Annotated in this window: 25 protein-coding genes; 3 read left to right on the top strand and 22 right to left on the bottom strand. The window is 69.5% G+C overall.

Going from position 1 to position 25,732, the window contains the following annotated elements:
- Positions 1 to 30: 30 nt before the first annotated feature.
- The gene (locus tag WC326_02535) at positions 31 to 525 is read left to right on the top strand and encodes a hypothetical protein (protein MFA7329928.1); all 495 of its coding nucleotides are present in this window, start codon (positions 31 to 33) and stop codon (positions 523 to 525) included.
- Here the strand turns inward: WC326_02535 and WC326_02540 are convergent.
- The 11 genes from WC326_02540 to WC326_02590 all read right to left on the bottom strand — a co-directional run bounded on the left by WC326_02540 (position 509) and on the right by WC326_02590 (position 11,632).
- Positions 509 to 1,804: an outer membrane protein transport protein gene (locus WC326_02540; GenBank protein ID MFA7329929.1), complete on the bottom strand. Its 1,296-nt coding sequence runs from the start codon at positions 1,802 to 1,804 to the stop codon at positions 509 to 511. The two genes, WC326_02535 and WC326_02540, sit on opposite strands and share 17 nt — an antisense overlap.
- A 205-nt stretch (positions 1,805 to 2,009) precedes the next feature.
- Entirely contained in the window at positions 2,010 to 3,035 is a 1,026-nt protein-coding gene (locus WC326_02545; protein MFA7329930.1) for a DUF4886 domain-containing protein, read from the bottom strand.
- Positions 3,035 to 5,023, bottom strand: coding sequence for a transketolase (locus WC326_02550; protein ID MFA7329931.1), 1,989 nt, complete (start codon positions 5,021 to 5,023; stop codon positions 3,035 to 3,037). Before WC326_02550 ends, WC326_02545 begins: the two co-directional genes overlap by 1 nt.
- A gap of 113 nt (positions 5,024 to 5,136) precedes the next feature.
- Positions 5,137 to 5,520, bottom strand: coding sequence for a PilZ domain-containing protein (locus WC326_02555; protein ID MFA7329932.1), 384 nt, complete (start codon positions 5,518 to 5,520; stop codon positions 5,137 to 5,139).
- A complete protein-coding gene (locus WC326_02560) occupies positions 5,520 to 6,350 on the bottom strand; it encodes a protein-glutamate O-methyltransferase CheR (protein MFA7329933.1) in 831 nt (276 codons plus the stop codon). The genes WC326_02555 and WC326_02560 overlap by 1 nt, the downstream gene beginning before the upstream one ends.
- Positions 6,341 to 7,585: a chemotaxis response regulator protein-glutamate methylesterase gene (locus tag WC326_02565; protein MFA7329934.1), complete on the bottom strand. Its 1,245-nt coding sequence runs from the start codon at positions 7,583 to 7,585 to the stop codon at positions 6,341 to 6,343. Before WC326_02565 ends, WC326_02560 begins: the two co-directional genes overlap by 10 nt.
- The gene (locus WC326_02570) at positions 7,582 to 7,956 is read right to left on the bottom strand and encodes a response regulator (GenBank protein MFA7329935.1); all 375 of its coding nucleotides are present in this window, start codon (positions 7,954 to 7,956) and stop codon (positions 7,582 to 7,584) included. Before WC326_02570 ends, WC326_02565 begins: the two co-directional genes overlap by 4 nt.
- Positions 7,953 to 8,414, bottom strand: a complete 462-nt coding sequence (locus WC326_02575) for a chemotaxis protein CheW (GenBank protein MFA7329936.1) — start codon at positions 8,412 to 8,414, stop codon at positions 7,953 to 7,955. Before WC326_02575 ends, WC326_02570 begins: the two co-directional genes overlap by 4 nt.
- A 4-nt stretch (positions 8,415 to 8,418) precedes the next feature.
- Entirely contained in the window at positions 8,419 to 8,886 is a 468-nt protein-coding gene (locus WC326_02580; GenBank protein MFA7329937.1) for a chemotaxis protein CheX, read from the bottom strand.
- A gap of 11 nt (positions 8,887 to 8,897) precedes the next feature.
- Positions 8,898 to 9,254 (bottom strand): response regulator, encoded by a 357-nt coding sequence (locus tag WC326_02585; protein MFA7329938.1) that lies wholly within the window; start codon positions 9,252 to 9,254, stop codon positions 8,898 to 8,900.
- 41 nt (positions 9,255 to 9,295) lie between these two features.
- Entirely contained in the window at positions 9,296 to 11,632 is a 2,337-nt protein-coding gene (locus WC326_02590) for a chemotaxis protein CheW (GenBank protein ID MFA7329939.1), read from the bottom strand.
- Between the two features lie 190 nt (positions 11,633 to 11,822).
- Between WC326_02590 and WC326_02595 the strand changes: the two genes are divergently transcribed.
- Positions 11,823 to 12,491 (top strand): DUF2807 domain-containing protein, encoded by a 669-nt coding sequence (locus tag WC326_02595; GenBank protein ID MFA7329940.1) that lies wholly within the window; start codon positions 11,823 to 11,825, stop codon positions 12,489 to 12,491.
- 72 nt (positions 12,492 to 12,563) lie between these two features.
- Entirely contained in the window at positions 12,564 to 13,274 is a 711-nt protein-coding gene (locus tag WC326_02600; GenBank protein ID MFA7329941.1) for a DUF2807 domain-containing protein, read from the top strand.
- 72 nt (positions 13,275 to 13,346) lie between these two features.
- Here the strand turns inward: WC326_02600 and rpmA are convergent, their stop codons facing one another.
- The 11 genes from rpmA to smc all read right to left on the bottom strand — a co-directional run bounded on the left by rpmA (position 13,347) and on the right by smc (position 25,731).
- Positions 13,347 to 13,598: a 50S ribosomal protein L27 gene (rpmA, locus tag WC326_02605; protein ID MFA7329942.1), complete on the bottom strand. Its 252-nt coding sequence runs from the start codon at positions 13,596 to 13,598 to the stop codon at positions 13,347 to 13,349.
- A gap of 22 nt (positions 13,599 to 13,620) precedes the next feature.
- Positions 13,621 to 13,932: a 50S ribosomal protein L21 gene (gene rplU, locus WC326_02610; protein ID MFA7329943.1), complete on the bottom strand. Its 312-nt coding sequence runs from the start codon at positions 13,930 to 13,932 to the stop codon at positions 13,621 to 13,623.
- 57 nt (positions 13,933 to 13,989) lie between these two features.
- Entirely contained in the window at positions 13,990 to 15,645 is a 1,656-nt protein-coding gene (locus tag WC326_02615; protein ID MFA7329944.1) for an Rne/Rng family ribonuclease, read from the bottom strand.
- A gap of 60 nt (positions 15,646 to 15,705) precedes the next feature.
- On the bottom strand, positions 15,706 to 16,344 hold the full coding sequence (locus WC326_02620; protein MFA7329945.1) for a deoxynucleoside kinase: 639 nt from the start codon (positions 16,342 to 16,344) through the stop codon (positions 15,706 to 15,708).
- Positions 16,329 to 16,844 carry a 2-amino-4-hydroxy-6-hydroxymethyldihydropteridine diphosphokinase gene (gene folK / locus WC326_02625; protein ID MFA7329946.1) on the bottom strand — a complete coding sequence of 172 codons (516 nt, stop codon included), beginning with the start codon at positions 16,842 to 16,844 and terminating at the stop codon, positions 16,329 to 16,331. Before folK ends, WC326_02620 begins: the two co-directional genes overlap by 16 nt.
- A complete protein-coding gene (folB, locus tag WC326_02630; GenBank protein ID MFA7329947.1) occupies positions 16,841 to 17,302 on the bottom strand; it encodes a dihydroneopterin aldolase in 462 nt (153 codons plus the stop codon). Before folB ends, folK begins: the two co-directional genes overlap by 4 nt.
- 71 nt (positions 17,303 to 17,373) lie before the next feature.
- Entirely contained in the window at positions 17,374 to 18,600 is a 1,227-nt protein-coding gene (locus WC326_02635; protein ID MFA7329948.1) for an ABC transporter permease, read from the bottom strand.
- Positions 18,597 to 19,943, bottom strand: a complete 1,347-nt coding sequence (locus WC326_02640; GenBank protein MFA7329949.1) for a YihY/virulence factor BrkB family protein — start codon at positions 19,941 to 19,943, stop codon at positions 18,597 to 18,599. The genes WC326_02635 and WC326_02640 overlap by 4 nt, the downstream gene beginning before the upstream one ends.
- Positions 19,927 to 20,667 carry an ATP-binding cassette domain-containing protein gene (locus WC326_02645; GenBank protein MFA7329950.1) on the bottom strand — a complete coding sequence of 247 codons (741 nt, stop codon included), beginning with the start codon at positions 20,665 to 20,667 and terminating at the stop codon, positions 19,927 to 19,929. Before WC326_02645 ends, WC326_02640 begins: the two co-directional genes overlap by 17 nt.
- A gap of 113 nt (positions 20,668 to 20,780) precedes the next feature.
- Complete coding sequence (locus tag WC326_02650) at positions 20,781 to 22,196, bottom strand: GWxTD domain-containing protein (protein ID MFA7329951.1); 1,416 nt, start codon at positions 22,194 to 22,196, stop codon at positions 20,781 to 20,783.
- Positions 22,183 to 25,731 (bottom strand): chromosome segregation protein SMC, encoded by a 3,549-nt coding sequence (smc, locus tag WC326_02655; protein ID MFA7329952.1) that lies wholly within the window; start codon positions 25,729 to 25,731, stop codon positions 22,183 to 22,185. Before smc ends, WC326_02650 begins: the two co-directional genes overlap by 14 nt.
- Position 25,732 lies beyond the last annotated feature (1 nt).

Here is a 25,732-nt window from a genome sequence, read left to right on the forward strand (position 1 = left end):
CCACAGAGACACAGAGACACAGAGATCAAGTTGGATTTCCTGGAATGGCTCTCGAATCGTCAGTGGCGAAGCGATCCACTGATGGATCGAGTCCCTGTTTTCGGCCTCAACAGCGCGTCGCCACTGACCGTCGGCGCATTCCCATGCGCCGATGGTCAGTACGCGCGCGCTGAGGCCGAAGAGTTGGACCTGATCGGAGAGGTGATAGGCGCGCCCTCGCGCCTGCTCTGCCCGAGCCTTTTCTTTGGTCCCGCTTTCTTTTCCGCGAAAAGAAAGCGGGAATCACAGCGCGCTGAGGCCGAAGACTTGGACCTGATCGGAGAGGTGATAGGCGCGCCCTCGCGCCTGCTCTGCCCGAGCCTTTTCTTTGGTCCCGCTTTCTTTTCCGCGAAAAGAAAGCGGGAAACATGGCGCGTCAGCGCGAAAACAGAAGCGCCAGCCAAGGACTATCGCGCAACGACCCTCGCGAGGAGGGCCGCTGGCAAGAGTGCTGGGTTTTCTGCAGCGATCAGAAATCCTTGCTGAAGCCCAGATGCAGACTGAGCTGGCTGTGGTCGATGGTCGTGTTCGTCATGCCGAAGTAGTCCGTCGCGTCGTCCGCCTGGACATTGGTCTGGCTGGCCTCGGGGACCAGCTCCACGCCGCCCATCAGGGCCCAGTCGCCCAGCCGGTACTTGGCGCCCAACGTGATGTGGTCCTCCACGATGGCCGGGAAGAGGGCGTTCAGGGCCTTGCTCGGCACCGGGCTGGCGCCGTGGTTGTAGCCGGCCAGCAGGGTCAAGTCCGGGGTCAGCTCGTACTTGCCGCTCACGCTGACCGCCGTCCGGTTCTGCCAGTGCATGGTGAAGGGCGGCAGCATGGAGTTGATCATCGCCACGTCGGTCTTCAGGGCGGGCTCGTCCACGGCGTTGCGCCAGCTGTAGTGCACCAGATCGCTGAGCACGGTCAGGCGCTCGCTGACCTTGTACGCGAAGCCCGCGCCGATCTCCGCCGGCCAGGAGAAGTCCGTGAAACGGGCGTCGAAGCCGTTGGAGCCGTCGGGCATGCCCTGGGCGAAGGTCAGCGTGCCGCCGTCGAAATCCACGGCGGCCTGGGTGCCGAACCACGCGCCCCAGTTGAGGCGGTTGTCCAGCGCGCGGCTGCTGAAGCCCAGCCGGGCGTTGTACCCGAAGCTGGTGAGATCCGTGACGCTCATGCCGTTGAAGTCCGGCTGCAGGTCGCCGTTCATGTCGATCACCGTGTGCGGGAAGTAGTCGAAGTCCAGCATGGCGTAGCCCAGGCTGACCGAGAGCCCCACGGCGCTGCGCTCGCTGGCCCTGTAGGCGAAACCGCCCGTCACGCGCATGTAGGCCACGTTGGAGTAGATGTCGTCCTGGGTGCCAAAGGCGGTGTTCAAGTCCTGGAAATCCACGCCCATGCCGCCCTGGGCATAGCCGCAGACCCCCACCACCATCCGCTCGTTCAGCGGCCGCGCGTAGCCCAGATAGGGCAGCGGGAAGGTGGACGCCTCGCCCTCCACCGCGTCGTTCATCACGGCGCCTTCGCCCGGCATGCCCATGCCCATGGGCACGTGGTCCGTGTAGGTCAGGCTGGGCATCAGGAGGGTCAGCGAGCCGCACAACATGGGTTTGTCGATGTCCGCCAGCAGGGCCGGATTGCCCACCATGGCGGTGGGATTCACGTTGCCCATCCGGCCGCCCGCCAGCAGGGCCGAGCAGGCGCCGTAGCCGATGAGGTTCATGCCGTTGGTGGCCATGGCGCTGGTGGCCAGGCCGAGCGTCAGCAGAGTCAGTGTGCGCTTCATCCAATCCTCCCGATGTGGACGCGGAGGCTGCCCGCGTCCATGGTTCGTTTGACGAACAGTCCCATTGATGAACGGCGAAAGGTAGGGAGGAGGGCGAATTCTGCCAACTTTTTAACATGAAAAATCACGAAAGCGCAGGATCCTCATCGTTCATACATATGGTCTGAAAGCGAACCGGTACTCGAACGACCCCGGCCAGGGCGGGTCAGCGCTGCAGGGTCAGTTTGCGGATCAGGGCAGGGCGATCGTCCAGACTGAGGCGCAGCAGGTAGGTGCCGCTGGCCGCGCCGGCCGCCTGCCAGCGGAAGAAGTGCCGGCCCGCGGGGAGCGGACCGTCCTGGAGCAGGGCCACCCGCTGGCCCAGCAGGTTGTGCAGTTCCAGCCGGGCCCCGGCCGGGGCGCCCAGTGCGCAGCGGATGGTCAGCGACGGGTTGAAGGGGTTGGGCCAGCCCTCCAGCAGATCCAGCTGCGGAGCGCGGCCGGGGGGGCCGGGTCCGCGCAGTTCTTCGGCCACCTGCTCCTGCAGCCAGCGGGCGCGCTCGACGGGAATCTCCACGGGATGCGGCAGGCCCACGGGGCTTTCATCGTAGAGCTGGACGTAGAACGCGCAGGCCGCCAGATAGCTGCCCTCCAGCGAAGGGTGGTAGCCATCGGCGTTCCAGAGATCAGCGAAGGGGTCGCCCGCCAGCACGCGGCTGAAGACCTCGCCGGCGGGCACCACGGGACAATCCAACTGGATGGCCAGGCGCCGGTAGCTGCTGGACATGCTGTCCTGCATGTGCTGGAAGTCGCGGTACTCGGCGCAGGAGTCCAGGATGCACTGGGGGCCGCCGTCGCGCCAGCCCCAGGTCATGAAGAGCAGCGTGCGCTCGTCGTTCAGGCGGATCAGGCTGTCTAGGCTGACGGCGGCGGGCAGCATCCAGGTCGCGCGCCAGTAGGGGATCACCGGCACCTGGGACTGCTCCTGCAGGGCCACCCAGTCCCAATCCCCCTGCTGGATGGCGCTCACGGTGGCGGCGTGGCTGACGTGCTGGCGCAGCGTGTAGCCGCCCGGCGCGCTCATGCCGGTCTCGAGCACGTGCCCGCCGCCCGTGGCCAACTGGCGCAGCAGGCTGGGCAGCGAATTGGTGTAGGTGTGGCTGTTGCCCACGAAGAGGACGCGCAGGGTGTCCTGGGCCGCGGCCAGGGACACCAGGAGCAACAGGCTCCAGCAGGCGAACAGGCGGCGCATCAGGCCTCCAGCAGTTCCCGGGCGGCGGCCAGCACGGCCGCCGTGCTCATCCCCAGGGTGGTCATCACCTGATCGGCCGGCGCGCTCAGCCCGAAGCGCTCGATGGAGAGCACGCGGCCGTCCAGTCCCGTCCAGCGATGCCAGCCGGCGCCGGACCCCGCCTCCACGGCCAGGCGCCGGCGGCAGGCGGTTGGCAGCACCTGATCGCGCCACCCGGCGTCCTGGGCGGCGAAGCGCTCGAGGCAGGGCAGGGAGAGCACGCGCACGCCCCGGCCCTCGGCGGCCAGGGTCCGCGCCGCGGCCAGCGCCCACTGCACCTCGCTGCCCGTGGCCAGCAGGACCAGCTCCAGGGCGGACTCCTCGCGCAGCGCCACGTAGCCGCCGCGGCGCGTGCCCGCTCGGCGCTCCGCCGCGGAGCCGGGCAGCATGGGCAGGGCCTGGCGGCTCAGGGCCAGGGCCGTCGGACCGTCCCGGCGGGCCAGGGCCTCTTCCAGCGCGGCGGCCGTCTCCTCCGGGTCCGCCGGGCGGTAGAGCTCCAGCCCCGGGATCAGGCGCAAGGAGGCGATCTGCTCCACGGGCTGATGGGTGGGGCCGTCCTCCCCCACGCCGACCGAGTCGTGGGTGAACCACCAGATCACCGGCAGGCCGGCCAGGGCGGAGAGCCGCAGGCTGGGCCGCAGATAGTCCGAGAACACCAGGAAGGTGGCGCCCAGCGGCCGGAACAGGCCGTCGTAGGCCAGGCCGTTGAGCAGCGCGCCCATGGCGTGCTCGCGGATCCCGGCCCGCAGGTTGCGCCCCGCGAACTCGCCGGGCCGGATCTCGCCGCCGCCGGCGATGTAGTTGAGATTGGAGCCGAACAGGTCCGCGCTGAGCGAAACCAGCCGCGGCTCGGCCGCCGCCAGGTGTTGCAGGCAGAGCTCGCCGGCCTTGCGCGTGGCCAGGCTGGCCGCGGGATCGAAGTCCGGGCAGGCCGGCAGAGCGGGGGCGGTCCCGTCCACCACGCGGGCCAGTTCTGCGGCGCGCGCCGGCTCGGCGGCGGCCCAGGCCTGTCGGCGCTGTTCCCAGGCAGCGGCCGCCAACTGCTGGTCGCGGCGACGGGCCTGGAAAGCGGCGCGCAATTCCGCCGGCACCTGGAAGCCCTCGGCCGGGAGGCCCAGCCCCTGACGGGCCTGGTCGCGGAAGGCGGCGCCGGATTCGCCGTGGCCCTTGGGCGTGCCGGCCACTTCGGGCACGCCGCGGGCGATCTCGGTGCGGGCGATCACCAGCACGGGCCGCTCCGACTGGCGGCTGGCCTCCAGCACGCGCACCAGCTCCGCCGGGTCGTGGCCGTCCACGTCCACCACGCTCCAGCCGCAGGCCTCGTAGCGGGCCCGCACATCCTGGCTCTGGGTGACGGCGGCGGGCGCGTCCAGGGTCACCGAGTTGGCGTCCCAGATCAGCGTGAGGTGGTTGAGACCCAGGTGGCCGGCCAGTTCGGTGGCCTCCAGGGCCACGCCCTCCTGCAGACAACCGTCCCCGGCCAGGCAGAAGACGTGCCAGTCGAGCAGGGGATGCTGGGCCGTGTTCCAGCGCCCCGCGGCCTTGTGGCGCGAGAGGGCCAGCCCGACGGCATTGGCCACGCCCTGCCCCAGCGGGCCGCTGGTGATCTCCACCCCCGGCGTGTGGCCGAACTCCGGGTGGCCGGGCGTGCGGCTGCCCAGCTTGCGGAAGTCCCGCAGGTCGTCCAGGGTGAGCTCGAAACCGGCCAGGTGCAGCCAGGCGTAGAGGAACATGCTGCCGTGGCCGGCGGAGAGCACGAAGCGGTCGCGGTTCAGCCAGCGCGGCTGTCCCGGATCCACGCGCAGCACAGAGCCGAACAGCGCCGCGCCGATCTCGGCGGCGCCCAGCGGCAGGCCCAGGTGGCCGGACTTGCAGGTGGCGATGGAATCCAGCGCCAGGCCGCGCGCGACGGCGGCGGCCAGCCGCATCTGGTCAAGGGAGAGGGACATGGTTCTTCCAGGCTGGTGGTCGTGACGCCTGAAAGTAGTGAAGGGCCGGCAGGGTCTGGGTTCCGCGGCCGCGCCCTGGGCGTTCCGGCCGCGGGAGAAACCTCGATCGGAGCCTATTCCTCGCGTTTCTTCAGTCCGCGATGCTCGCGGAATTCCGCCTCCACCAGCCCGGCGTCGGGCGCGTTGTAGAGCACGAGCCGGCGCAGGTGGTCCAGGGACTCCACGCCGCGGATCCCCAGGAACTCCAGCCCCATGGACTCCGCCGAGATGCGCACCACGCGGCCGATGATCTCCACGCGGACGGCCTCGCCGCCGGTGCCCAGCACGAGACTCAGCTCGCACTCCTCGCCGGGGGTGAGCTGTTCCACGTGGGCGATCCGCACGCCCCGCAGACTGAGATCCTGGGTGCTGGTGGTCAGCACCAGCTCTCCGCTGCCCTTGAGTTGCACGTCCACGTGCAGGGGCACGCGCACGAACTCTCTGCGTTCAGTGCTCATCATGCATCCCGTCGAATTCGGTAGTACACGGTCTTGCCCGACTGGACGCGCTCCCAGCTCTCGTCGATGTTGAGCGTGGTCTCCGCGCCGCCCAGGAACAGCACCCCGTCCGGCTTCAGCACGCCGCGCACCTTGCGCAGGATCTGCCGCTTCATCTCGATGTCAAAGTAGATGAGCACGTTGCGCAGGAAGACGAAGTCCATGGACGGCAGGCTGGGCCAGGCACCGGCCAGATTCAGCTCATGGAACTGGATCATGGCGCGGATCTCCTCCTTCACCTGCCAGGAGGCCCCGTCCTTCTGGAAGTACTTCACCAGAAGCGGCGCGGGCAGTCCGCGGTTGACTTCCAGCTGGCTGAACAAGCCCTGCCGGGCCCGCCTGAGCATCTCCTGGGAGAGATCGCCGCCCAGCAGGTTGACGCGCCAGCCGCCGCGCAGCTGCGGAAACCCGTCGTGGAGCAGCATGGCCAGCGTGTAGGGTTCCTGCCCGCTGGAACAGGCCGCGCACCAGATGTTGATCGTGCGGGTGGCCTCGTTGCGTTTGAGGATCTCGGGCACCAGCTCGCGCTTGAAGGTGTCGAAGGGGTGCAGGTCGCGGAAGAAGGAAGTCTCGTTGGTGGTCATGGCGTCCACCACCTGGGCGTGCAGCGCGCCGTAGGGCTTGCCGCGCAGGTTGCGCGAGAGCTCGTCCACGGAGTCGTAGCCCTCCAGGCGCGCCAGGCTCATCAGGCGCATCTCCACGAGGTACTCCTTGGAGTCGTCCAGCACGATGGCCGAGCGCTCGCGCACCAGGTTGCGCAGGTAGTCGAACTCGATCCGGTTCAGCGGCATGCGCTGCTCCTTCCGCCGAGGGGGCGTATGCTGGTCAGCAGCTGCAGAGCGTGCGGCACCAGCCCGTCCAGGGGCAGCACGGCGTCGGCCAGGCCGGCCATGGCCACGGCCCCGGGCATTCCCCAGACCACGGAACTCTCCTCGTCCTGGGCCAGCACCAGCCCGCCGGCCTCGCGGATGGCGCGCGCGCCCTTCATCCCGTCCTGACCCATCCCCGTCAGCACCATGGCCAGCACGGCCCCGCCGCAGCAGCGCACGGCGGAATCGAACAGCACGTCCACGGCCGGCCGGCAGGAGTTCACCTGCGGACCCTGATGCTCGCGCAGCACCAGGCGGCCGCCCTCCCGCGCCACTTCCATGTGCCAGTCCCCCTGGGCCAGCCAGGCCTCGCCCGGCAGGAGCACGGAGCCGTTGCGGGCTTCACGCACCGTCAGGGGGCTGAGCTGGTCCAGGCGATCCGCCAGCATGCGGGTGAACAGCGGGGGCATGTGCTGCACGATGAGCACGGGAACGGAAAGGGTGGCGGGAAACAGGGGCATCACGCGGGCCAGGGCGTTGGGGCCGCCGGTGGAGACGCCCACCACCAGCAGTTCCGCCGGACGCGCCAAGTGGCGGGCCGGTCCCGCCGCCGGAATCACATTGGGCATGGGCGGGCGCGGGATCGGCCGGCCCGGTGCCGGGGTCCGGAGGGCGCTCCGCTCGAGGCCGGGTCGCGCCTCCCGCGGGAAGGCCGGGGCCGTGCGCGGGAAGGGGTCCGTCGTCGGGCGCGGCTGGGGGGAGGTGGACATCGCGGGTTCCTTGACGGTGTGGACGGGCTGGGCGGGCCGGATCCGGGCCAGGGCCCGGACGCGCGGCACCAGATCGGCGCGCAGGCGTTCCAGGCTCTCCTGCAGGTTGGCCGCGCCCTCGGGCTTGGTCAGATAGTCGCTGGCGCCGGCGCTGAGGGCCTCGATGGTGGTGGCCGCGCCCCGGCTGGTGAGCGTGGAGAACATGATCACGGGCAGGCGGGGCCGGCGCCGGCGCAGCTCGGCCAGCGTGGCCAGGCCGTCCATCACGGGCATCTCCACGTCCAGGGTCACCAGATCCGGCTCGACCTGATCCAGCATGTCCAGGGCCAGTCTGCCGTTGGACGCCTGGCCGGCCACTTCCAGACCCGGCTCCTCCTCGATGATCCGCGTCAACAGACGGCGCACCACCGCGGAATCGTCCACGACCAGGATGCGGATTCCTCTCATGGCCCCAGCTCGATGCCCAGGAGGGCCAGTTTCTCCTGCAGGGCATCCTTGGTGAAGGGCTTCATGATGTACTCATCCGCCCCGGCCCCCAGGGCCTCCACGATGGATTCGATCTGGTTGACCGAGGTGACCATCACCAGCTGGATGGCCTCGCGGGGCAGGAGTTCCCGCACGGCGCGCACGAACTCGATGCCGTCCATCACGGGCATCTGCCAGTCCACCAGGGCGAAATCGAAGGGTCCGTCGTGTTCCAGGACCTGGAGGGCCTCGCGTCCGTCGGCGGCCTGGGCGTGTTGCACGCCCAGATCGTCGAGGATGCGTCCCAACAGCATGCGCATCGAGGAGGAATCATCGATGATGAGGGCTTTCATGCGACGGGTTCCCGCAGCGTGGCGCCGGCGTGGTCCAGCTGGACGGCCTGCTTCACGTCCAGGACCAGCAGCAGCCGGTCCTGCAGCTTGTGGGCGCCCGTGATCAGTCCGCGCAGGGCGGGATCCAGGGTGTCCGGCGGCTTCTCGAAGGTGCTGTCCTCCACCGTCACCACGTCGCCCACCAGGTCCACCAGCAAGCTGTGGATGCTGTCCTCGTTGCGCACGACGACGTTCATCGGGGCCTGCCCCGCCGGCCGGTCCGGCAGGTTCAGGCGCCGCCGCAGGTCGATGGCGGTGACGATCTGGCCGCGCAGGTTGATCAGCCCGCTGATCTCCCGCGTGGCCAGGGGAACGTGGGTGAGGTGCTGGGAGCGGATCACCTCCTGGACCAGGCGAACGTCGACTCCCAGGAAGAGGTTGTTCAGGAAGAACGTGCAATACTGTTGCTGCTCGGCCATGGTGTTACTCCAGCTTCATGGTGACTTCCAACACGAAGCGGTGCTTGCCGATCTCGAAGGGGATGACCATCACGGGGACGTCGTTCCGGTGCGAGATCGTGTGCCCGGGACCCACCACCACGGTGGGAATGGAGATGTTGAACGTGATGCCTTCCTTGGACAACTCGGCCTTGGCCCCGCCGGCGATGATGTTGGCCAGCTCGCCCACCGTGTCCTGGACATCGTTGGTGATGCGGTAGACTTTCTCGCCCATCATCAGGCTGTAGAACTTGAGCGCCACCGGGGTGGGCAGGCTGAGGGCCACGGAACCCGTCACGCTGGCCCCGGCGAACCCGATGATCGCGGAGATGTCGCCCTGGGTCTGGCCCTCGCGCTTGAGGTAGGGCGTGCCCCGTTCGGGAGTGATGTTGAGCATCGTCTCCAGCGAGTTCACCATGGCGACCACGAAGGGATTGATGTATTTGGCGTCCATGCTCGGTCCCTTTACTTCAGCATTCCCCTGACCTTCTCGGCCAGGACATCCTTGGTGAACGGCTTCACGATGTAATCATTGACCCCGGCGGCCAGGGCCTCCATGACTTCGTCCCGGGCCCCTTCCGACGTCACCATGATGATGGGCATGCCGGCCAGGGCGGGGTTGGCGCGTACGGTCTTGACCAGGGTCAGCCCGTCCATGTTGGGCATGTTCCAGTCCGTGAGCATCATGGACACGCCTTCCAGCGTCTCCAGGGCCTGCTGGCCGTCCCCCGCCTCCACGATGTCCTCGTAGCCCACCGCGCGCAGACTGTTGCTGATGATGCGCCGCATGGTGGTCGAGTCATCCACAACGAGAATTCTCATATCCTTGCAACCTCCCTTGCTTCCACCGTCCGGTCAGCCCTTCATCCGACCAGGCGGGCCAAACGCTGCAAATCCAGCATTTCCGTGATCCGGTCGTTGACCACGATCACGCCCAACACGCCCTCGCGCGTCGCCTCCCGGCGCACGGCGACCGCCTCGTGGGCGATGTCCTCGATTCCGTCCACCACCAGGCCGTAGCTGGCCCCCTCGTGGCTGTAGACCACCACTTGGAGCTGGGCCGGCTGGCCGGCGGCTCCGCGCCGCTCGCTGCGCCGCTCCGGCAGGTGCGACTCCGGCCGCACCAGGGGCAGGATCCGCCCGCGGTACTGCACCACCTCCTGGTCGCCCGTCCGCTCCACGCGGTCCCAGGGCAGCTCCTCCAGGCGGTCCACCTGATCCAGCGGCACGGCCATGTGGTTGTCGCCCACCCGGAACAGCAGCAGGGTTTCGCGGTCGCCCTGGCTCTCGTCCTGAGTGTTGGCATACTCCGTCAGGCGGTCCTGGCGGTTCTCCTCGATCACACGACTCTGCTGGGCCAGTCCCAGGACGTCGAGGATCAAGGCCACGGAACCGTCGCCCATGATGGTGGCGCCGGCGAAGATGCGGATCTGCTTGAGCTGGCTCCAGAGCGGCTTGACCACGATCTCCTCGGTGTCCGTGATCTCGTCGACGATCAGGCCGAAGGGCCGGCCGTCCGCCTGCAGCACCACGATGTTGACCTTGCCCGTGTCGTCGGCGGCCGGGTACCCCAGCTGGTCGCGCAGGTTCACCAGCGGAAGCAATCGGCCGCGCAGGCGGTAGACCGGCGCGCCGTGGATCATCTCGATGCCCTGGCGGGCCTGCTCGCCCTCCAGCCGCACCAGCTCCAGCAGGCTGACCTGCGGCACGGCGAAGCGCTCGCCCTGGACCTTCACCACCAGAGCCGGAATGATCGCCAGGGTCAGCGGGATCTTGATCTTGAGCACCGAGCCCCGGCCCGGCTCGCTCTGCATGTCCACGATGCCGCCGATGCGGCGGATGTTGGTCTTGACCACGTCCATGCCCACGCCGCGCCCGGAGACGTTGGTCACCTGACGGGCCGTGCTGAAGCCGGGCAGGAAGATCAGGTTGATCAGTTCGCGGTCGCTCATCTCCTCGGCGGCCTCGGCGGTCACCAGCCGTCGCTCCACGGCCTTGCGGCGGATGGCCTCGGCGTCGATGCCCGCGCCGTCGTCGCGGATCTCGATGTTCACCTGGCCGCCCTCGTGGAAGGCCCGCAGATGGATCACGCCTTCCTCCGGCTTGCCGGCGGCCAGGCGGGTGGCCGGATCCTCGACGCCGTGGTCCACCGAGTTGCGCACGATGTGGGTCAGCGGATCCTTGATGGCTTCGAGCAGGGTCTTGTCCAGCTCCGTGTCCCTGCCTTCCATCTCCAGCCGCACCTGCTTGTTGCAGGCCATGGCCAGGTCGCGCACGATGCGCGGGAACTTGTTCCAAAGGTTGCCGATGGGCTGCATGCGGGTCTTCATCACCCCTTCCTGCAGCTCGGTGGTGATGATGTTCAGGCGCTGCAGGATGGGATTGAAGGTCGCGTCGTCGATGCGGGTGGCGAACTGCAGCAGCTGGTTGCGCACCAGCACCAGCTCGCCGGCCAGGTTCATCAGGCGGTCCAGGTTGGCCACCTCCACTCGCAGCGTGCTGTCGGCGATCCCGCCCTCGCGGGCCTGGCCTTCCTCGGCCTGCTTGTTCAGCGCCTTCTTCACGGCCCCGGGCTGCAGCGAGCCCTTTTCCACCAGGATCTCCCCTAAGTGCCGCGGGTCGCCGTCCACCTGCTGCTGCAGGGCCTGCTCCACCTGCTCCTCGTGCACCAGCCCCTCGCTGACCAGCAACTGGCCCATGCTGGGAATCGGCTTGAGCTCTTCGGGGGCCGGCGCCTCCTGCGGCTCCGGCTCCGGCGCCGGCGGAGCGGCGACGACGGCGGGCGCGGCCGGCACGGGGGCGTCGGCGGCTTCGGTCAGGCGCGCCAGCTCGGCGATCAGATCGCCGTGGTCGGCATCGCCCTCGGCCTGGGTGTCCTCGATGTTGCGCAACAAGCGGCGAACCGCGTCCACCAGGCTGAGCAGGGCCGTCGTGACCTCGGGAGTCAGGGGGCGCTTGCCGTCCCGCAGCAGGCTCAGCAGGTTCTCGCCCGCGTGGGCCAGCTTCTCCAGCCGCCCCATGCCGAAGAACCCGCTGGTTCCCTTGATGGTGTGGATGGTCCGGAAGATGCTGGCGAGGGTCTCCCGATTGCCCGGATCCTCCTCCAGGATCACGAACTCCTGATCCAGTCGGTCCAGGTTCTCGTAGCTCTCAACGAGGAATTCCTTCAGGATGTCTTCCATTCCCTCGAACTGGCTCATGGTTCCTCCCGGTTGCCTTCACCCATCATCGGTTCACCTGTTGCTGATCTTGAGGTGAAGGGGCGGACCCGTACCGGCCCCATAGCCGGGCCGGAGCCGTGAAACGATCGCCGCCCCCGTGGTCGAAGGAACTCATTTTTTCCGGGGGAAGGCGATGTGGAAGCAGTTGGCCGATTGTCTTCCGTTTCAAATGGCTCTGGGCGTGTCCGCCCAGGCCGGTCTGCGTGGCAACGGACTGGCCGCGACGCGCCCGCTGGAGCTGCTTCCCTTTCACAGCGTGAGCGTCGCCGCCGGCCTGTCCGTCATCGTCCAGTTGGGGTCCGTCTGGCGCGGCGAGATTTCCGGGGATCGCAACCTGCTGGATCTGGTGGAGCTGCGGGAGGAGCAGGGCCACCTGGGCCTGAACCTCCTGCACGAGATCGAGCCTTGCGTTCCCCTGCACGTGACCTTGTGGTCGCCAAAGCTGGAACGGATCGAGGTGGGGGACGCCGCCCGGCTGGTGGTGCACGGCAGCCTGGAGACACTTCGTCTGGCGCTGGACGGCGCTGGCCAGATCCGGCTGGCCGGCCAAGCTCGGGAACTGGAGATCCATTGCGGCGGGGCGTCGCGGCTGGATGGCTTCGATTGCCCGGCCGAGCGGGTGCGGGCCACCTGCACGGAGGCGGCGCGCGCCCAGCTGACGGTGCGCCGGGAGCTGCTGGCCACCTGTTCCGGCGCGTCCCAGCTGGAACTGTGCGGCACCCCCGCCCGGCACCAGATCGACTGTTCCGGCGTGGCGCTGGTGCGCTGGCGGAAGCCTCGGGCGGAAGCGGCCTCGGCCCGCGAACCGGAGCCGGAATGGTCCGGCGCGGAGACCTGACAGACAACTTGACACCCGTGGGATGCGGCGGCGCGGCCGGCCCGCCACGGAACCAACCGAAAGGATCGCCCCATGCTTCATCGTGACTCGGTTTCCCTGCTGCTGGGCGTGGCCCTGGGCTGCGCCTCCTGCACGTGCACGTCCTCGGCCGACTCCGGCCGGCGCAGTCCCTTCCGGGGGGACGGGGTGACGGGGAACGGCCAGGCCGCCGAACAGGTCCTGGAGTTGGCCAGCTTCCACTCCGTCGAAGCCGGTTCGGCCCTGGAGGTGGTGATTCATCCCGGCCAGGCCCAGCGCGTGGTGCTCTCCGGCGATTCGAACCTGCTCAAGTACGTCCAGGCCCGGGTCCAGGGCGGCCAGCTGGAGCTCAGCATGGACGGCCCGTCCATGTCGCCCAAGTTGCCCCTCAAGGCGGAGATCTGGATTCCGGAGCTGAAGGCAGTGGAAATGAGCGGCGCGGCCGAGCTGCTGTTGGAGAACGCCGAGCTGGCCAGCCTGGTGCTGGACTTGAGCGGCGCGTCCGAAGCCCTGCTCAGCGGGCGGATCGGCCGCTTGACGGCCCAGTTGTCGGGGGCCTCGGAACTGAAGGGCCGGGCCTGCCAGGTGAAGCAGGCGGAGCTGGACTTGTCGGGGGCGTCCGAAGGGGAACTCGAGGTGCTGGAGCAACTGGACGCCGACTGCTCCGGGGCCAGCGAACTGGAGTTGTGGGGAGATCCGCCCCGGCGCAAGGTGGAGTGTTCCGGCGCCTCGGAAGTGCGGGAACGCGGTCCCCTGGCCGACTAGGTTTCACCGTACCGAACACGAAAAAGGCCCGCGCAAGCGGGCCTTTTGAATGGTCTGGCGGTCGGGGGCGGCTCAGTCGACGAGAATGCGCACCAGCTTGCGGCCGTCCCGGCTGTAGAAGTTCACCACGCCGTCCGAGGTGGCGTACAGGGTGTCGTCGGAGCCGATGCCCACGTTCTTGCCTGGATGGAACTTGGTGCCGCGCTGCCGCACGATGATGTTGCCGTTGCGCACGACTTCGCCACCGTACTTCTTCACGCCCAGATACTGCGGATTGGAGTCACGCCCGTTGCGGGTTGAACTCTGTCCCTTTTTGTGTGCCATGACGTGTTCCTCTCCCGCTGGTTCAGGCCTGGATGCCGTTGACGGCAATCAGCGTGTACTGCTGACGATGTCCATGCTTGCGACGAAAGCCCTTGCGGCGCTTCATCTTGAAGTTGATGACCTTGCGCGCCTTGCCGTGCTCCAACACCGTGGCGTCGATGCTGACACCCTCAAGAGCCGGGGAGCCAAAACGGCTCTGCGCGCCATCCACCAGGGCCAAGACCCGGTCCACGGCGACTTTGTCGCCCGCCTCGGCCTGCAGCAAAGGCACCCGCACCTTGAGACCCTGGCTCAGGTGGAACTGCCGGCCGGCGATTTCCGCGATGGCGTACATGTCAGCTTCCTCCGTCCGTTGCAAAGGCGGAAAGTATAGCGCCTTGGGCGTGAAGAGTCAAGGTTCCTCGTCCACATCCACGTCCAGGCGCGAACGCAACCCCGGCAGACCGGGCAGATCGTCCAGCTCCTCGCCGGCCGCCTCGTCCCACTCCGCGGCGTCGAAGGCCGGTCCGTGGTCCGCCGTGGCCCCCGTCATGCGCTGGGCGCCCACGCCGCGCGCGTGCTCGGCCGTGACGTCCCGGCCCTGGCGCGGCGACAGGCAGCGGAACTCGGTCTCCTCCAGGCGCTCGTCGGCCTTGACGCGAATCAACATGAAGTGCCGCCACATCAGGCGCCAAAGCAGGTTGCGCTTGCCCGCCGTCAAGTGGGCGTGCAGGGGCGGCGCCACCTGGATCAGCAGCCGGCGCTCCCGCGTGGCCGCCTTGAAGCGACGGATCCAGCGGTCCAGCTCCGTCAGCAGGGTTTCCCGGCTGGGCACCAGGCCCGAGCCGCCGCAGTGCCGGCAGGGCTGGTGCAGGGTGTGGATCAGCGCCGGCCGCACGCGTTCGCGGGTCATCTCCATCAGGCCGAAGCGCGAGAGCGGGGCCACGTCCGTCTGGGCGCGGTCCTGCTTGAGGATCTGGCGCATCTCCTGCATCAGGCGCAGGCGGTGCTCCTCCTGCTGCATGTCGATGAAGTCGATCACGATCAGCCCGCCCAGGTCGCGCAGCCGCAGTTGGCGGCCGATCTCCCGCGCGGCCTCCAGGTTCACGCGGAGGGCGTTGTCCTCCAGGTTGCGCCGGCGCGCGAAACGGCCCGAGTTCACGTCGATGGTGTTCATGGCCTCGGTGGACTCGATGATCAGATAGCAGCCGCCCTTGACCCAGACCCGGCGCTCGATGCTGCGCTCGATCTCCTCCTCGATGCCCAGGCTGTCGAAGAGCGGCTCCCGGCCGGTGTAGAGGTGCACGCGGTCCCGCAGCTCGGGCAGCACCTCCTGCATGTAGGCGCCCAGCTCCTTGTGCAGGCCGCGGTTGTCGCAGATGACCTCGTCCAGGTCCGCCGTGAACAGGTCGCGCATGACGTGGGAGACCATGCCGGGCTCCCGGTGCACGACCTCGCCCACGGGGGCCTGCTCCAGCTTGACACGGACCTCCTCCCAGTGGGCCAGGAGGTCGCGCAGGTCGGAGCCGATCTGCTCGCGGGAGTGGCCCTCGGCCACGGTGCGCACGATCAGGCCGTGGCCCTCCGGGCGCAGCTCCTTGAGCAGGTCCTTGAGCCGGCGCCGTTCCGCCGTGGACTTGATGCGCCGGCTGACGCCCGTGATCTCGTCGCCCGGGATCAGCACCAGGTAGCGTCCCGCCAGGCTGATCTCCATCGAGAGGCGCGCACCCTTGGTGCCGATGGGTTCCTTCACCACCTGCACGGGCACCAGCTGCCCCACCTGCAGGGCCTGGCCGGCGGGCAGCCCGCACTTGGAGCGGCCGGGCAAGTTCCAGCGCCGGGGCGTGCAGCAGTCCGGGAAGGGCAGGAAGCCGTCCGCCTCCAGGCCCGCGTCCACGAAGGCCGCCTGCATGCTGGGCGCCAGTTTCACCACCCGGCCGTTGACCACGTGGCCCAGCAGACGGTCACGCTCCGCCCGCTCCACGTAGAAATCCGTCAGGCGGCCGTCCTCGAGAATGGCCACCCGGCTCTCCGCCGGCGAGCTGTTGATGACGATCTGGCGCTTCATGGCCGGGTTCCGGGGCGGGGCGGTGGAGCGGCCGGGGTCGAACAGGGGAGCATGGATGCCTCAGATGCCCGGGTTGTAATACATGGTCCCGCTGACGGGACGGCAGAGGCGCTCCAGCAGTGCCTGCCGATGCGCGGCGTTGTTGACGAAGTCGATCTCGTTGGCGTTGACGATGAGCAGGGGCGTGCGCGTGTAGCTCAGGAAAAAGGCGTTGTAGGCGTCGTTGAGCTGGCGGATGTACTCGGTGCTCATCTCCCGCTCGTAGCTGCGGTTGCGCACCTGGATGTTGCGCATCAGGCGGTCCACGTTGGACTGGAGGTAGACCACCAGGTCCGGCCGGTGCGCGTCGCGCTCCATGAACTCGATGATCTTCTCGTAGAGCACCAGCTCGCGCTCGTCCAGGTTGAGGTAGGCGAAGATCTTGTCCTTGTCGAACAGGTAGTCGCAGACCGAGACCTCGGCGAACAGGCTCATCTGCCGGTGGCGCAGCAGCTGGTTGTAGCGCGCGAACAGGAAGTTGAGCTGCACCTGGAAGGCGTAGTGCCGGGGCTCGCGGTAGAAATCCTCCAGAAAGGGATTCTTGTGCGGCTCCTCCAGGATCAGCTGCGCGCCCCACTCCTGCGCCAGGATGTTGCACAGGCTGGTCTTCCCCACCCCGATCACGCCTTCCACGGCGACCGATTTCAGCTCCGGCACCATCCAGGGTCCTCCATGCGCCGGACCGCGTCCGGCTCCTGCGCCCGCAGGCGCCGCACATCCAGACTCAACTCGTGGCCGTCCCGCGGGTCCCGCAGGTCCGGATCCAGTTCCAGCAAGGGTTCCAGCACGAAGGCCCGCTGGCAAAGGCCCGGGTGGGGCAGCGCCAGCCGCGCTCCCGCCACCAACAGGGGGCCGTCCTCGAGGGCCAGCAGCAGGTCCAGGTCCAGCTCCCGTTCCCGCCAGTGGGGCCGGGACTGCCGTCCCAGGCGGCGCTCCAGTTCCTTCAGCCGCTCCAGCAGCGCGCCCGGCCCCAGGGCCACGGCCAGCCGGGCCGCGGCGTTGAGAAAATCCGGCTGGTCGGCCGGCCCGACAGGCCGGGTCAACCAGAGACTGGAGACGGCCTGCACGCGGCAGGGGCCCTGGTCCAATTCGCGCAGCGCCCGGGCCAGCGTGGCGCGCACGGGGCCCAGGTTGCCGCCCAGGCCGAGCCAGGCGATCATCGCCCCGCGCTCTCCGCCCCGGCGTCAGGTTCGGGCGCTCCATCGTCCCGCTGCAGCCAGCGCGGATTCACCCGGGTGATCTCCACTTCCACGTGCCCGAAGAAGTTGGGAATGGGCGGACTCAGCTTGCGCACGCAGAGCTGCAGGGCGTCCACGCGCGGGAACTGCCGGAAGATCTCCTCCGCCAGGCCCTCCACCAGCCGTTCCAGCAAATGAAAGCGCCGGCTGGTGACCCACTGGGTCACGCCGGCATGGAGGGTCTGATAATTGAGGGCGTCGTCCAGCGCATCGCTGCGCCCGGCCGGAGCGCAATCCAGGAAGGCCTGCACGCTCAGCTCGAAGCGCTGGCCGAGCGTGGATTCCTCGGTGCGGTGGCCATGGTAGGCGTAGAACTGGATACCCTCGATTCCCACCCGGTCGGAATTGCGGCGGATGCGGAGAAACACGTCACGATGCATGGCCCAAGGTAGAAACTCGCGCCCGTCCCGGCACCTCTCCCGCCGGCCCGTCTGCCACCCGGTGGCGAGAATCAGCTGCGGAAGATCACCTCTTCGCGCTGGAACATGCGCACCGCCGCCCAGAGGGCCAGTCCGGCGTAGCCCAGGTTGATGGCGAAGACCGCGGCCATCAGGCCCAGCTGGCTGTAATCCTGCAGCAGCGCGTCGCGGATCAGCAGCGTGACATTGAAGACCGGCACGAAGGCCAGCGCCAGGTTGAGCTTGAGGCCCGGGATCATGCTGGCCATGGAGGGGAAGATCACCAGCATCAGCAGCGGACCCATGTAGCTCTGGGCCTCCTTCATGGAGCGTGCGTGCAGGCAGACCGCCAGCATCACGGCGGCGAAGGTCAGGGCCACGGGCAGCAGCAGCAGCAGGCCCAGCCCCAGCGCCGAGGGCTCGATGTGCAGGGGCAGGCCGCCGCGTAGCAGCCGGTCGGCGGCGAAACGGAAGTAGGCGTACTGGCCGCCCAGGGTGAAAATCGCGCTGCCCAGGGCCATCACTGAGGTGGCGATGTACTTGCCCAGCACCACGTCCAGCCTCGACACAGGGTTGACCAGCAGGGTCTCGATGGTGCTGCGCTCCTTCTCGCCGGCCGTCAGGTCCATGGCCGGATACATGGCGCCCTGGATGCAGAGGATCAGGATCAGGTAGGGCAGGAAGCGGGCGATCAGTTCCGCGGCCTGGCGCTTGGGCGGGGCGGTCTCGACGTGCTGGATGCTCCAGGGTGTGCCCAGGTCGGGACGCAGCTGCTGCCGGCGCAACCAGCCCTGCAGATGCGCCTCGCGCAGGGTGGTCAGGCCCGCCAGCAGCTCCTCGCCGGCCAGTTTCGCCTCGTCGTCGGTGGAATCGAAGTAGAGACGCAACGCGGGCGTCGCGCTGCTGTCCGCGGGCCGGGACAGGCGCTCCAGGGCCTGGGCCAGCCCGGGGCCGAACTCGAGCACCATGTCCACGCCCTCGCGGGCCAGCAGGCTGTCCACGGGCAGGGCGGGATCGGCGTCCTCGAGATAGACGAAGCGCCCGTCCTGGGCCTTGAGCGAGTCCAGCAGCCCAAGGGCCGGGCTCTCTCCGCGCACCATCACGCCGGTCTCGGCACTCTTGAGTTTCTCCATCGACTTGCTGGTCATCCAGACCACGCCGGACATGAGCAGGGGAAAGGAAAGGATGGGGATCAGGATCATGGAAACGATGGTCCGCCGGTCGCGGAACAGGTCGCGCAATTCCTTGGCCGCCACCACCCAGATGATGCGCGCGTTCATGCCTCGTCCTCCCCTTCCGCCTGGGCCATGGCCCGGTCCTCGCGGGTCAGCGCCCGCAGCATGTCCTTGTGCCGGCTGGACAGGCGGCCCAGCAGGTCCTTCAGGTATTCGGGCCGGTCCTGGCGGGTGAACTCCGCCGGATCGCGCAGAAAGAGCCCGGCCACGGCGCCGGCGTCCAGGTGCTCCCGGGGCCGCGCGGGCAGCACCAGCACCTTCTCGCCCTCCCGGGCCCGGCGCAGCAGGCCGCCCTCCATCATGGTCTCCACCACGGCGTTGATTTCCGCTTCCGGCAGCCAGAACAGCCGGCCCAGCGTCTCCACCGTCAGTTCGCTGCCCACCTCGAAGCGGTCGAGCACGGCGTCGCGCACGGCCAGGGCGATGATGTACTCGGGCAGCGGCCCGTCGCGCCGGCTCTTGCGCTTGAGCAGGAGCGCCCGGCGGTTCTGGGTGATGAAGGAGATCTCCGCACCGGTGAGCACGATCACCCAGGTCAGGTAGACCCAGATCATGAAGAGCGGCAGCGCGGCCAGCGAGCCGTAGACCATGCTGTAGCTGCTGGCGCGCACGGTGTAGAAGGCGAAGCCGATCTTGGCCAGTTCCCAGCCGGTCGCCGCGAAAGCCGCGCCGACAGCGGCGGCGGAGGCCCGCACGCGCGTGTTGGGCACGGCCCAGTAGAGGAACAGGAAGCCGCCGAACTGGACCGCGATGGGCAAGAGGTGCCCGCGGGCCTGGTTGACCCAGCCGGGCAGCACGTCGAAGACGCGCACCACCGCGGCCTCGCCCGAGAGGAACATGGAGACGCCGGCCACCACGGGCAGCAGGGTCATGAAGAGCCAGTAGCTGCTCAGGCGCTGGCGGATGCTGCGCGAGCGCCGCACGCGCCAGATGTTGTTGAGGTCGGTCTCGATGGTGGAGATGAGCGAGAAGACGCCCAGCCCCAGCGAAACCACTCCGAAAAGCCCCAGTGTGCCCAGGTCCAGCTCGGCCACCCGGGTGAGCAGAAACTGGGTGACCAGCTGCGAGCCGTCAGGGCTGAGGTATTCGGACAGCAGCGGCTGCAGCTGGGTCATCAGCCACTCGAAGCCGCCCACCTGCTTGAAGACCACCACCACCAGCCCCAGCAGCGGGATCATCGAGAGCAGCGTGGTGTAGGTGAGGGCCGCAGCCCGGGCGGCGGCGCCGCGCTGGAAGAACTCGCGCATGGTCTCCGCGAACAGCAGGACCAGGTCGCGGAAGAAGAAGGCGGGGTTCTGCTCCGGCCAGTTGATGCGGCCCAACTGGGTGCGGGCGGCGGCCACGAAACCGGTGTGGGGTTCGCGCGGGGTCTTAGGCCGTTTCGGCATGGCCCGTCACCTTCAGGAAGATCGAGTTCAGGTCGTGGGTGCCGTGGCGCCGGCCGATCTCGTCCAGGGTGCCCGCCTCGACGATTCGGCCCTTGTGGATGAAGGCCAGGTCGTGGCAGAGGCGTTCGGCCTCGGGCAGGATGTGGGTGGAGAAGAGCACGGTGCGCCCTTCCTGCGCGCAGCGGCGGATGAATTCCACCACGCTGGCGGAGGCGATCACGTCCAAGCCGCTGGTGGGCTCGTCCAGCACGATCACCTGGGGCTCGTGCAGGGCCGCGCGGGCGATGCTGCACTTCTGCTTCTGGCCCGTGGAGCACTTGCCCACCCGCTGGTGCAGGAAGTCCCGCATCTCCAGCAGGTCGGCCAGCTGCTCCGTGCGGCGGGCGATGCGCTCGGCGCTCATGCCCTGGAGCCGGCCGAAGTACTGCAGCGTCTCCGCCGGGGTCAGGCGGTCGTAGAGCCCCGTGGCCCCCGTCAGGAAACCCAGCCGCGCGCGCACCACGTCGGGCTCGGTCACCACGTCGTGGCCGTCCACGAGGATGCGCCCGGCGTCCGGCTTGAGCAGCGTGGCGATGGCCCGCAGGGTGGTGGTCTTGCCGGCGCCGTTGGGACCCAGCAGGCCGAACACGCGCCCGGGCAGGGCCCGCAGGTCGATGCCGTCCACGGCCATCACGCGCTTGGCGCCCTTGCCGAAGCTCTTGCGGAAGCCTTCGATCTCGATCATGCCCGATCTCCTCGCGAACAACCACAGAGTCACAGAGACACCGTCACTCTTCCATACCTGACTGGCCGTGTCTCTGTGCCTCCGTGGTGAAGACCCGTTGAGACAAGCAGCGGTCAGGGGAAGAGCTTGCGCGACCAGCTGGGATCGTAGTACTCGCCGCTCTTCGTGGAATGGACCAGTTCAAACGTACCGAACCCGCGCTGATCGATGAAGATGAACTCCACCCCGCCGTCCAGGCGGTTGTAGAGCCAGAGCTCGAAGTCCCGGTGGTCGGCGCCCGTGGCGTTCTGGGCGTCGGAGAGGTCGAAATTGAAACGCGAGTTGAGTTGGGCGAAGTCCGTCTCCACGGCGTCCGGCGGACCGTAGCGCATGAAGATCCGCGCCCGGTCGCTGAGACCGCCGTCGGGGCCGGGCTCGACGTAGCGCAGGCGGGCCTCCTCCAGCCGCGAGAGCAGCGAGACCTGTTCCTCGTTCACCAGCGTGGCGGGGTCGGGATCCCGGCGCAGCCAGAACTCGCGCAGGAAAGTCCGGCGCGCCTCCAGGTCCAGCCGGTCCCAGGCCTCCAGCTCGTAGTGGCTGGCCAGCACCTGGGCGGCCTCCCACTGCCGGGCCAGCTCCTCCGGCGCGGCGGTGGCGAACTCGGCGTCGTCCAGGGTGGGAGCCGGCGCGGCCACGTCCGGGTTGTGCACCCAGAAGGCCCGGCGGGTCACCGCAGGCAGGGCGCCATCCCTCGTCAGCGTGGCCTCCACCTGGTAGCTGCCGCTGGGCAGATGGGTCACGGGCAGCGAGAACACCACGCGCTGCGGATCGCCCGGCAAGTGGGGGAAGGAACTCAGGGCGCGGGGCAGGCGGCTCTCCAGCCGGTTGCGGCGCTCGCCCAGCAGGGCCAGACTGAGCTGCAGGGAGTCGGCGGGGCGCGCACTGCGGATCTCAAGCAGTCCGCGCAGGGTGTCCAGGCCCGCGCCGTAGAGGCCGTCGGCGTAGGGCAGAAAGCGCCAGCCGCCCCGGCGGAAGGGTCCGCTGGCGGCCGTGTCGGGCAGGCTGACCCCCAGCAGGATCTCCGAGAGGCGGCCGTCGGCGGCGGGCGCGGCGAGGCGCAGGCTCTTCTCCACGGCCAGGCCGCTGTGCAGGTCGCGCAACTGGACGCGCAGGCGGCCACTGCCCGTGGGCAAGGCGAGACGGATCTGGTCGGGCACCTTCTCCGCGCTGCCCGGCTCGCGGTCCGCCAGCCGCCAGTCGCGCCGGGTCCAGACCGTGTCCGCCACGGGGGCGCCGGCGCGCTCCAGCACCAGCTGCGCCTCCCAGCCGGCCCCCAGCCCGCCGTCCGCCTCCACCCAGGCCAGGCTGCTGCGCTGGACCATCAGGTTGATCTCCAGCACGCGCTCCGTGCCGGCAGGCCCCAGGCACCAGACGGGATCCAGCGAGAAAACGGGCTGGGCCGCGGCCCGCAGGGCGCCGAGCGCAAGCAGCAGCAGCAGCCAGATCGGCGACAGCCGCCGCGGGATGGGAACGGACTCAGGCCTGTTCATGGAATTGCACGCTCACGATGCTGCTCACGCCTTCCTCGGCCATGGTGACGCCGTAGAGCTGGTCGGCGTAGCCCATGGTCTTTTTGTTGTGCGTGATGATGATGAACTGGGTCATGCCGCTGAACTCCTGGATCAGCGTGTTGAAGCGCGCGATGTTGGAATCGTCCAGCGGCGCGTCCACCTCGTCCAGGATGCAGAAGGGACTGGGCTTGACCATGTAGATGCCGAAGAGCAGGGCGATGGCCGTCAGGGTCTTCTCGCCGCCGCTCATGAGCATCAGGTTCTGGATCCGCTTGCCGCTGGGCGTGGCGCTGATCTGGATGTCCGCCTCGAGCGGGTCCTCGCCCCCCAGCTGCAGGTCGGCGCGGCCGTCGCTGAACAGCTTGCGGAAGAGGTACTCGAAGTTGGAGCGGATCTGGCGGAAGGTTTCCTCGAAGAGTTCGCGGGCCACCCGGTTGATGCGTCCGATGGTTTCCTGGAGCATGGCCTCGGCCTCGAGCAGGTCGTTGAGCTGGGCGCGCAGGAAGCCCGCCCGGCTGCTCTCCGTCTCGTATTCCTCGATGGCCAGCAGGTTGACCGGACCCAGCCGGCGCAGGGCGTCCTTGAGTTCGGCGGTCCGCCGCCTGCGCTCCTCGCGCGACTCCTCGCGCAGGGCGGCCTGGTCGGAATCCTCGTCCTCCTCCTCCACCGGCTCCGGCAGTTCCAGTTGCACCTCGTACTCGGACTGGATGCGCTCCAGCAGCGCGGCCAGTCGCGCCTCCAAGCCCCGGCTCTCCAGCTCGGCCTGGTGGGCGCGCTCGCGCAGCCCGTCGCGCTCGCCGCGCAACTCGTCCTCCGCGCCGCGCAACTCGCGCTGGCGGCCGCGCAGCTCGGCCAACAGGGCCTTGCGCTCGTCCTGCCGCCGCTCCTCCTCCTCCCGGGCCAGGGCCGCGGCGATCTGCAGGCGCTCCAACTCCTCGCGGCGCGCGGCCAGACCCACGCGGCGGGCCTCGCCCTCGGCGAGTTCGGCGCTGGCGTGCTCCAGGCGCTCGCCGCCCTCCAGCAGGAAGCGCCGCACCTGCTCCAACTCCCGGCGCAGGGCGTCCAGCTTGAGCCGGCCCTCGGAGGCCGCCATCTGCGCCGTGCCGCGCGCCTCCAGCAGGCCGCGGGTGGCCCGGGCCTGCTCCTCGGACTGGGCGGCCAGCCGGGAGTTGGCGTCCTCGGCCTCGTCCCGTTCCGCCTGCAACTCGTCGTGCTGCTGCCGCAGGGCGCGCTCCCGGTGCTCCACCTCGCCCACGCGCTGGGCCAGCTCGGCCAGGCTGCGGCGGAAGCCCTCCTCGTCGCGTCCGGCGCGCTCCTCCTCCAGGGTCAGGCGCTCGCGGCGGCGCTCCTGCTCGCGCAGGGCCTCGCCCGCGGCCTGGTGGGCCAGCTCGGCCGCGGCCAGTTCCTCCTCGGCGGCGCGCAGCCCGGTCTGGCGCTCGGCCGTCAGCCGGTCGCGCTCCCCGGCCTGCCGGGCCAGGTTCTCGCCCTCGCCCTTCAGGCCCTCCGCCTGAAAGCGCAGACCCAGGTGCCCGCCCCCGGCGCCCCGGCCGTGCCGGCGCAAGAGCGGCGGCCGGCGGCTCTCGCCGTCGGGCGTGATGAAGAGCTGGCCCGCGCGGGCCGGATCCTCCCAGGGCTGGCGAGCGGCGTCCTCCACCAGCCAGCAGTCGCGCAGCAGGTGTTCCAGCAGCGGGCGCACCCGCTCGTCGCAGCGCAGGATCGCCGCCAGCGGCCGGCAGCCGGCGGGAGCCGCGGCCGCGCCGTCCTGTCGGGGCACGCGGTCCAGCACGGCGAAGGTGCAGCCACCCTTGCCCGCCTCGCGCAGCAGCCCGGCCGCCGCGTCCACGGCGGCAGAGTCCTCCGCCAGCACCCAGCCCGCGGCCTCGCCCAGGGCGCTCTCCAGCGCGGGCAGCAGGCCGGCGTCCGCGTGCACCAAGTTGCCCAGCACGTCCAGCACGCCGGGCAGGCGCTTCTCCAGCACGACGCGCGCCCCGCCGGGCACGCCCTCGAAGCGGCTGAGCAATTGCTCCAGCAATTGGCGCCGACCCTCCAGGGCGCGCAGCTCGGATTGCAGCTCCTGCTGGGCGCGGCGGGCCTCCTGCAGCGCCTCCCGCGCCGCCTCGACGGACTCCCGCGCCGCGCCGCGCGTCTCGCCGGCCAGGCGCACGCGCTCGCGCCCCTGGCCCAGCAGCAGATCCAGCGCCTCGCGCTCCAGCCCACGCTCGCCGCGGTCGGCCTGCAGCAGCTGCAGCTCCTCCTCCAGATCGGCGCGCCGCCGGCGGTGGCCGTCCAGGGCGGCGGTCACGCCCGCCTGCTCGCCGCCCAGCCGCGCCTGCCGGCCCAGCAGATCCAGCACCCGGGCCCGGGCCTGCTCCAGCTGGGCGCGCAGGGCGTCCAGGCGCTGCTCGGCCTGTAGGGCGCGCGAGGCGGCCTGCTCCAGTCCGGTGTCCAACTCCAGTTGGGCGGCGGCGGCCTCGTGCTCCGTGGCCTCCAGCCCGCCGCAGCGCGCGCGGTTCTCCGCCAACCGCGGAGCCAGCTCGGCCTGCTCGCGCTCCAGCCGCGCCTGCTCGCGCTCCAGCGCCTTGAGCCGTTCGCGGGTCACCAGGGCCTCGTCTTCGAGCTTGCGGCAATCCTCCCAGCGCGCCCGCAGGCTCAGATCGCCCTCGGCGGCGGCCTCCTCGGCGCGCAGGAGGTCGTTGCCCAGGCTGCTGAGCAGGCTGCCCTGGCGGGCCAGCTCGGCCTCCAGGCGCGCGGCCTGCAGCCCGCCCTGTTCCACCAGGCGGCGCAGGGGCGCCAGCCGGTTGTTCCAGCGCGCCAGATCCTCGCGGGCCAGGCCGAGCTCGGTCTCGCGCAGCTCCAGGGTCAGTTCGCGGTGGCGCTCCGTCCGCCCCACCTGGCGCTTGAGGGCCGCCACCTGGCGCTCGGCCTCGGCCACCACGTCCTCCAGCCGCAGGATGTGCTGGCGCGTCTCATCCAGCTTGCGCAGGGCGGCGCGGCGCCGGTGCTTGTACTTGGTGATCCCGGCGGCCTCCTCGAAGAGCTGGCGCCGCTCCTCGGGTTTATCCGAGAGCAGGTCCTCCACCATCTTGAGTTCGATCACCGAGTAGGAGCCCGCCCCCATGCCCGTGTCCATGAAGAGGTCGTTGATGTCCTTCAGCCGGCAGGGCTGGCGGTTCATCAGGTACTCGGATTCGCCGGAGCGATAGAGGCGCCGGGTGAGCACGATCTCGCCGTACTCCATCGGCAGGATGCCGCGGCTGTTCTCGATGGTCAGGCTGACCTCGGCCATGCCCAGGGGACGGCGCTGGGCGGACCCGTTGAAAATCACGCTCTCCATCCGCTCGGAGCGCAGCGTGGCGCTGCGCTGCTCGCCCAGCACCCAGCGCACGGCGTCGAGGATGTTGGTCTTGCCGCAGCCGTTGGGGCCCACCACGCTGGTCACGCCGGAGGAGAACTCCACCACGGTGCGCTGGGCGAAGGATTTGAAGCCGTACAGCTCCAGTCGGGACAAATACATC

It is taken from the genome of Candidatus Delongbacteria bacterium (assembly GCA_041675285.1).
Classification (GTDB): domain Bacteria; phylum CAIWAD01; class CAIWAD01; order CAIWAD01; family CAIWAD01; genus CAIWAD01.

What these genes read in the sequence shown, in the direction of transcription:
- WC326_02540 (MFA7329929.1), bottom strand. Translation starts at nt 1,804, where the DNA reads ATGAAGCGCACACTGACTCTGCTGACGCTCGGCCTGGCCACCAGCGCC.
- WC326_02545 (MFA7329930.1), bottom strand. Translation starts at nt 3,035, where the DNA reads ATGCGCCGCCTGTTCGCCTGCTGGAGCCTGTTGCTCCTGGTGTCCCTG.
- WC326_02550 (MFA7329931.1), bottom strand. Translation starts at nt 5,023, where the DNA reads ATGTCCCTCTCCCTTGACCAGATGCGGCTGGCCGCCGCCGTCGCGCGC.
- WC326_02555 (MFA7329932.1), bottom strand. Translation starts at nt 5,520, where the DNA reads ATGAGCACTGAACGCAGAGAGTTCGTGCGCGTGCCCCTGCACGTGGAC.
- WC326_02560 (MFA7329933.1), bottom strand. Translation starts at nt 6,350, where the DNA reads ATGCCGCTGAACCGGATCGAGTTCGACTACCTGCGCAACCTGGTGCGC.
- WC326_02565 (MFA7329934.1), bottom strand. Translation starts at nt 7,585, where the DNA reads ATGAGAGGAATCCGCATCCTGGTCGTGGACGATTCCGCGGTGGTGCGC.
- WC326_02570 (MFA7329935.1), bottom strand. Translation starts at nt 7,956, where the DNA reads ATGAAAGCCCTCATCATCGATGATTCCTCCTCGATGCGCATGCTGTTG.
- WC326_02575 (MFA7329936.1), bottom strand. Translation starts at nt 8,414, where the DNA reads ATGGCCGAGCAGCAACAGTATTGCACGTTCTTCCTGAACAACCTCTTC.
- WC326_02580 (MFA7329937.1), bottom strand. Translation starts at nt 8,886, where the DNA reads ATGGACGCCAAATACATCAATCCCTTCGTGGTCGCCATGGTGAACTCG.
- WC326_02585 (MFA7329938.1), bottom strand. Translation starts at nt 9,254, where the DNA reads ATGAGAATTCTCGTTGTGGATGACTCGACCACCATGCGGCGCATCATC.
- WC326_02590 (MFA7329939.1), bottom strand. Translation starts at nt 11,632, where the DNA reads ATGAGCCAGTTCGAGGGAATGGAAGACATCCTGAAGGAATTCCTCGTT.
- WC326_02595 (MFA7329940.1), top strand. Translation starts at nt 11,823, where the DNA reads ATGGCTCTGGGCGTGTCCGCCCAGGCCGGTCTGCGTGGCAACGGACTG.
- WC326_02600 (MFA7329941.1), top strand. Translation starts at nt 12,564, where the DNA reads ATGCTTCATCGTGACTCGGTTTCCCTGCTGCTGGGCGTGGCCCTGGGC.
- rpmA (MFA7329942.1), bottom strand. Translation starts at nt 13,598, where the DNA reads ATGGCACACAAAAAGGGACAGAGTTCAACCCGCAACGGGCGTGACTCC.
- rplU (MFA7329943.1), bottom strand. Translation starts at nt 13,932, where the DNA reads ATGTACGCCATCGCGGAAATCGCCGGCCGGCAGTTCCACCTGAGCCAG.
- WC326_02615 (MFA7329944.1), bottom strand. Translation starts at nt 15,645, where the DNA reads ATGAAGCGCCAGATCGTCATCAACAGCTCGCCGGCGGAGAGCCGGGTG.
- WC326_02620 (MFA7329945.1), bottom strand. Translation starts at nt 16,344, where the DNA reads ATGGTGCCGGAGCTGAAATCGGTCGCCGTGGAAGGCGTGATCGGGGTG.
- folK (MFA7329946.1), bottom strand. Translation starts at nt 16,844, where the DNA reads ATGATCGCCTGGCTCGGCCTGGGCGGCAACCTGGGCCCCGTGCGCGCC.
- folB (MFA7329947.1), bottom strand. Translation starts at nt 17,302, where the DNA reads ATGCATCGTGACGTGTTTCTCCGCATCCGCCGCAATTCCGACCGGGTG.
- WC326_02635 (MFA7329948.1), bottom strand. Translation starts at nt 18,600, where the DNA reads ATGAACGCGCGCATCATCTGGGTGGTGGCGGCCAAGGAATTGCGCGAC.
- WC326_02640 (MFA7329949.1), bottom strand. Translation starts at nt 19,943, where the DNA reads ATGCCGAAACGGCCTAAGACCCCGCGCGAACCCCACACCGGTTTCGTG.
- WC326_02645 (MFA7329950.1), bottom strand. Translation starts at nt 20,667, where the DNA reads ATGATCGAGATCGAAGGCTTCCGCAAGAGCTTCGGCAAGGGCGCCAAG.
- WC326_02650 (MFA7329951.1), bottom strand. Translation starts at nt 22,196, where the DNA reads ATGAACAGGCCTGAGTCCGTTCCCATCCCGCGGCGGCTGTCGCCGATC.
- smc (MFA7329952.1), bottom strand. Translation starts at nt 25,731, where the DNA reads ATGTATTTGTCCCGACTGGAGCTGTACGGCTTCAAATCCTTCGCCCAG.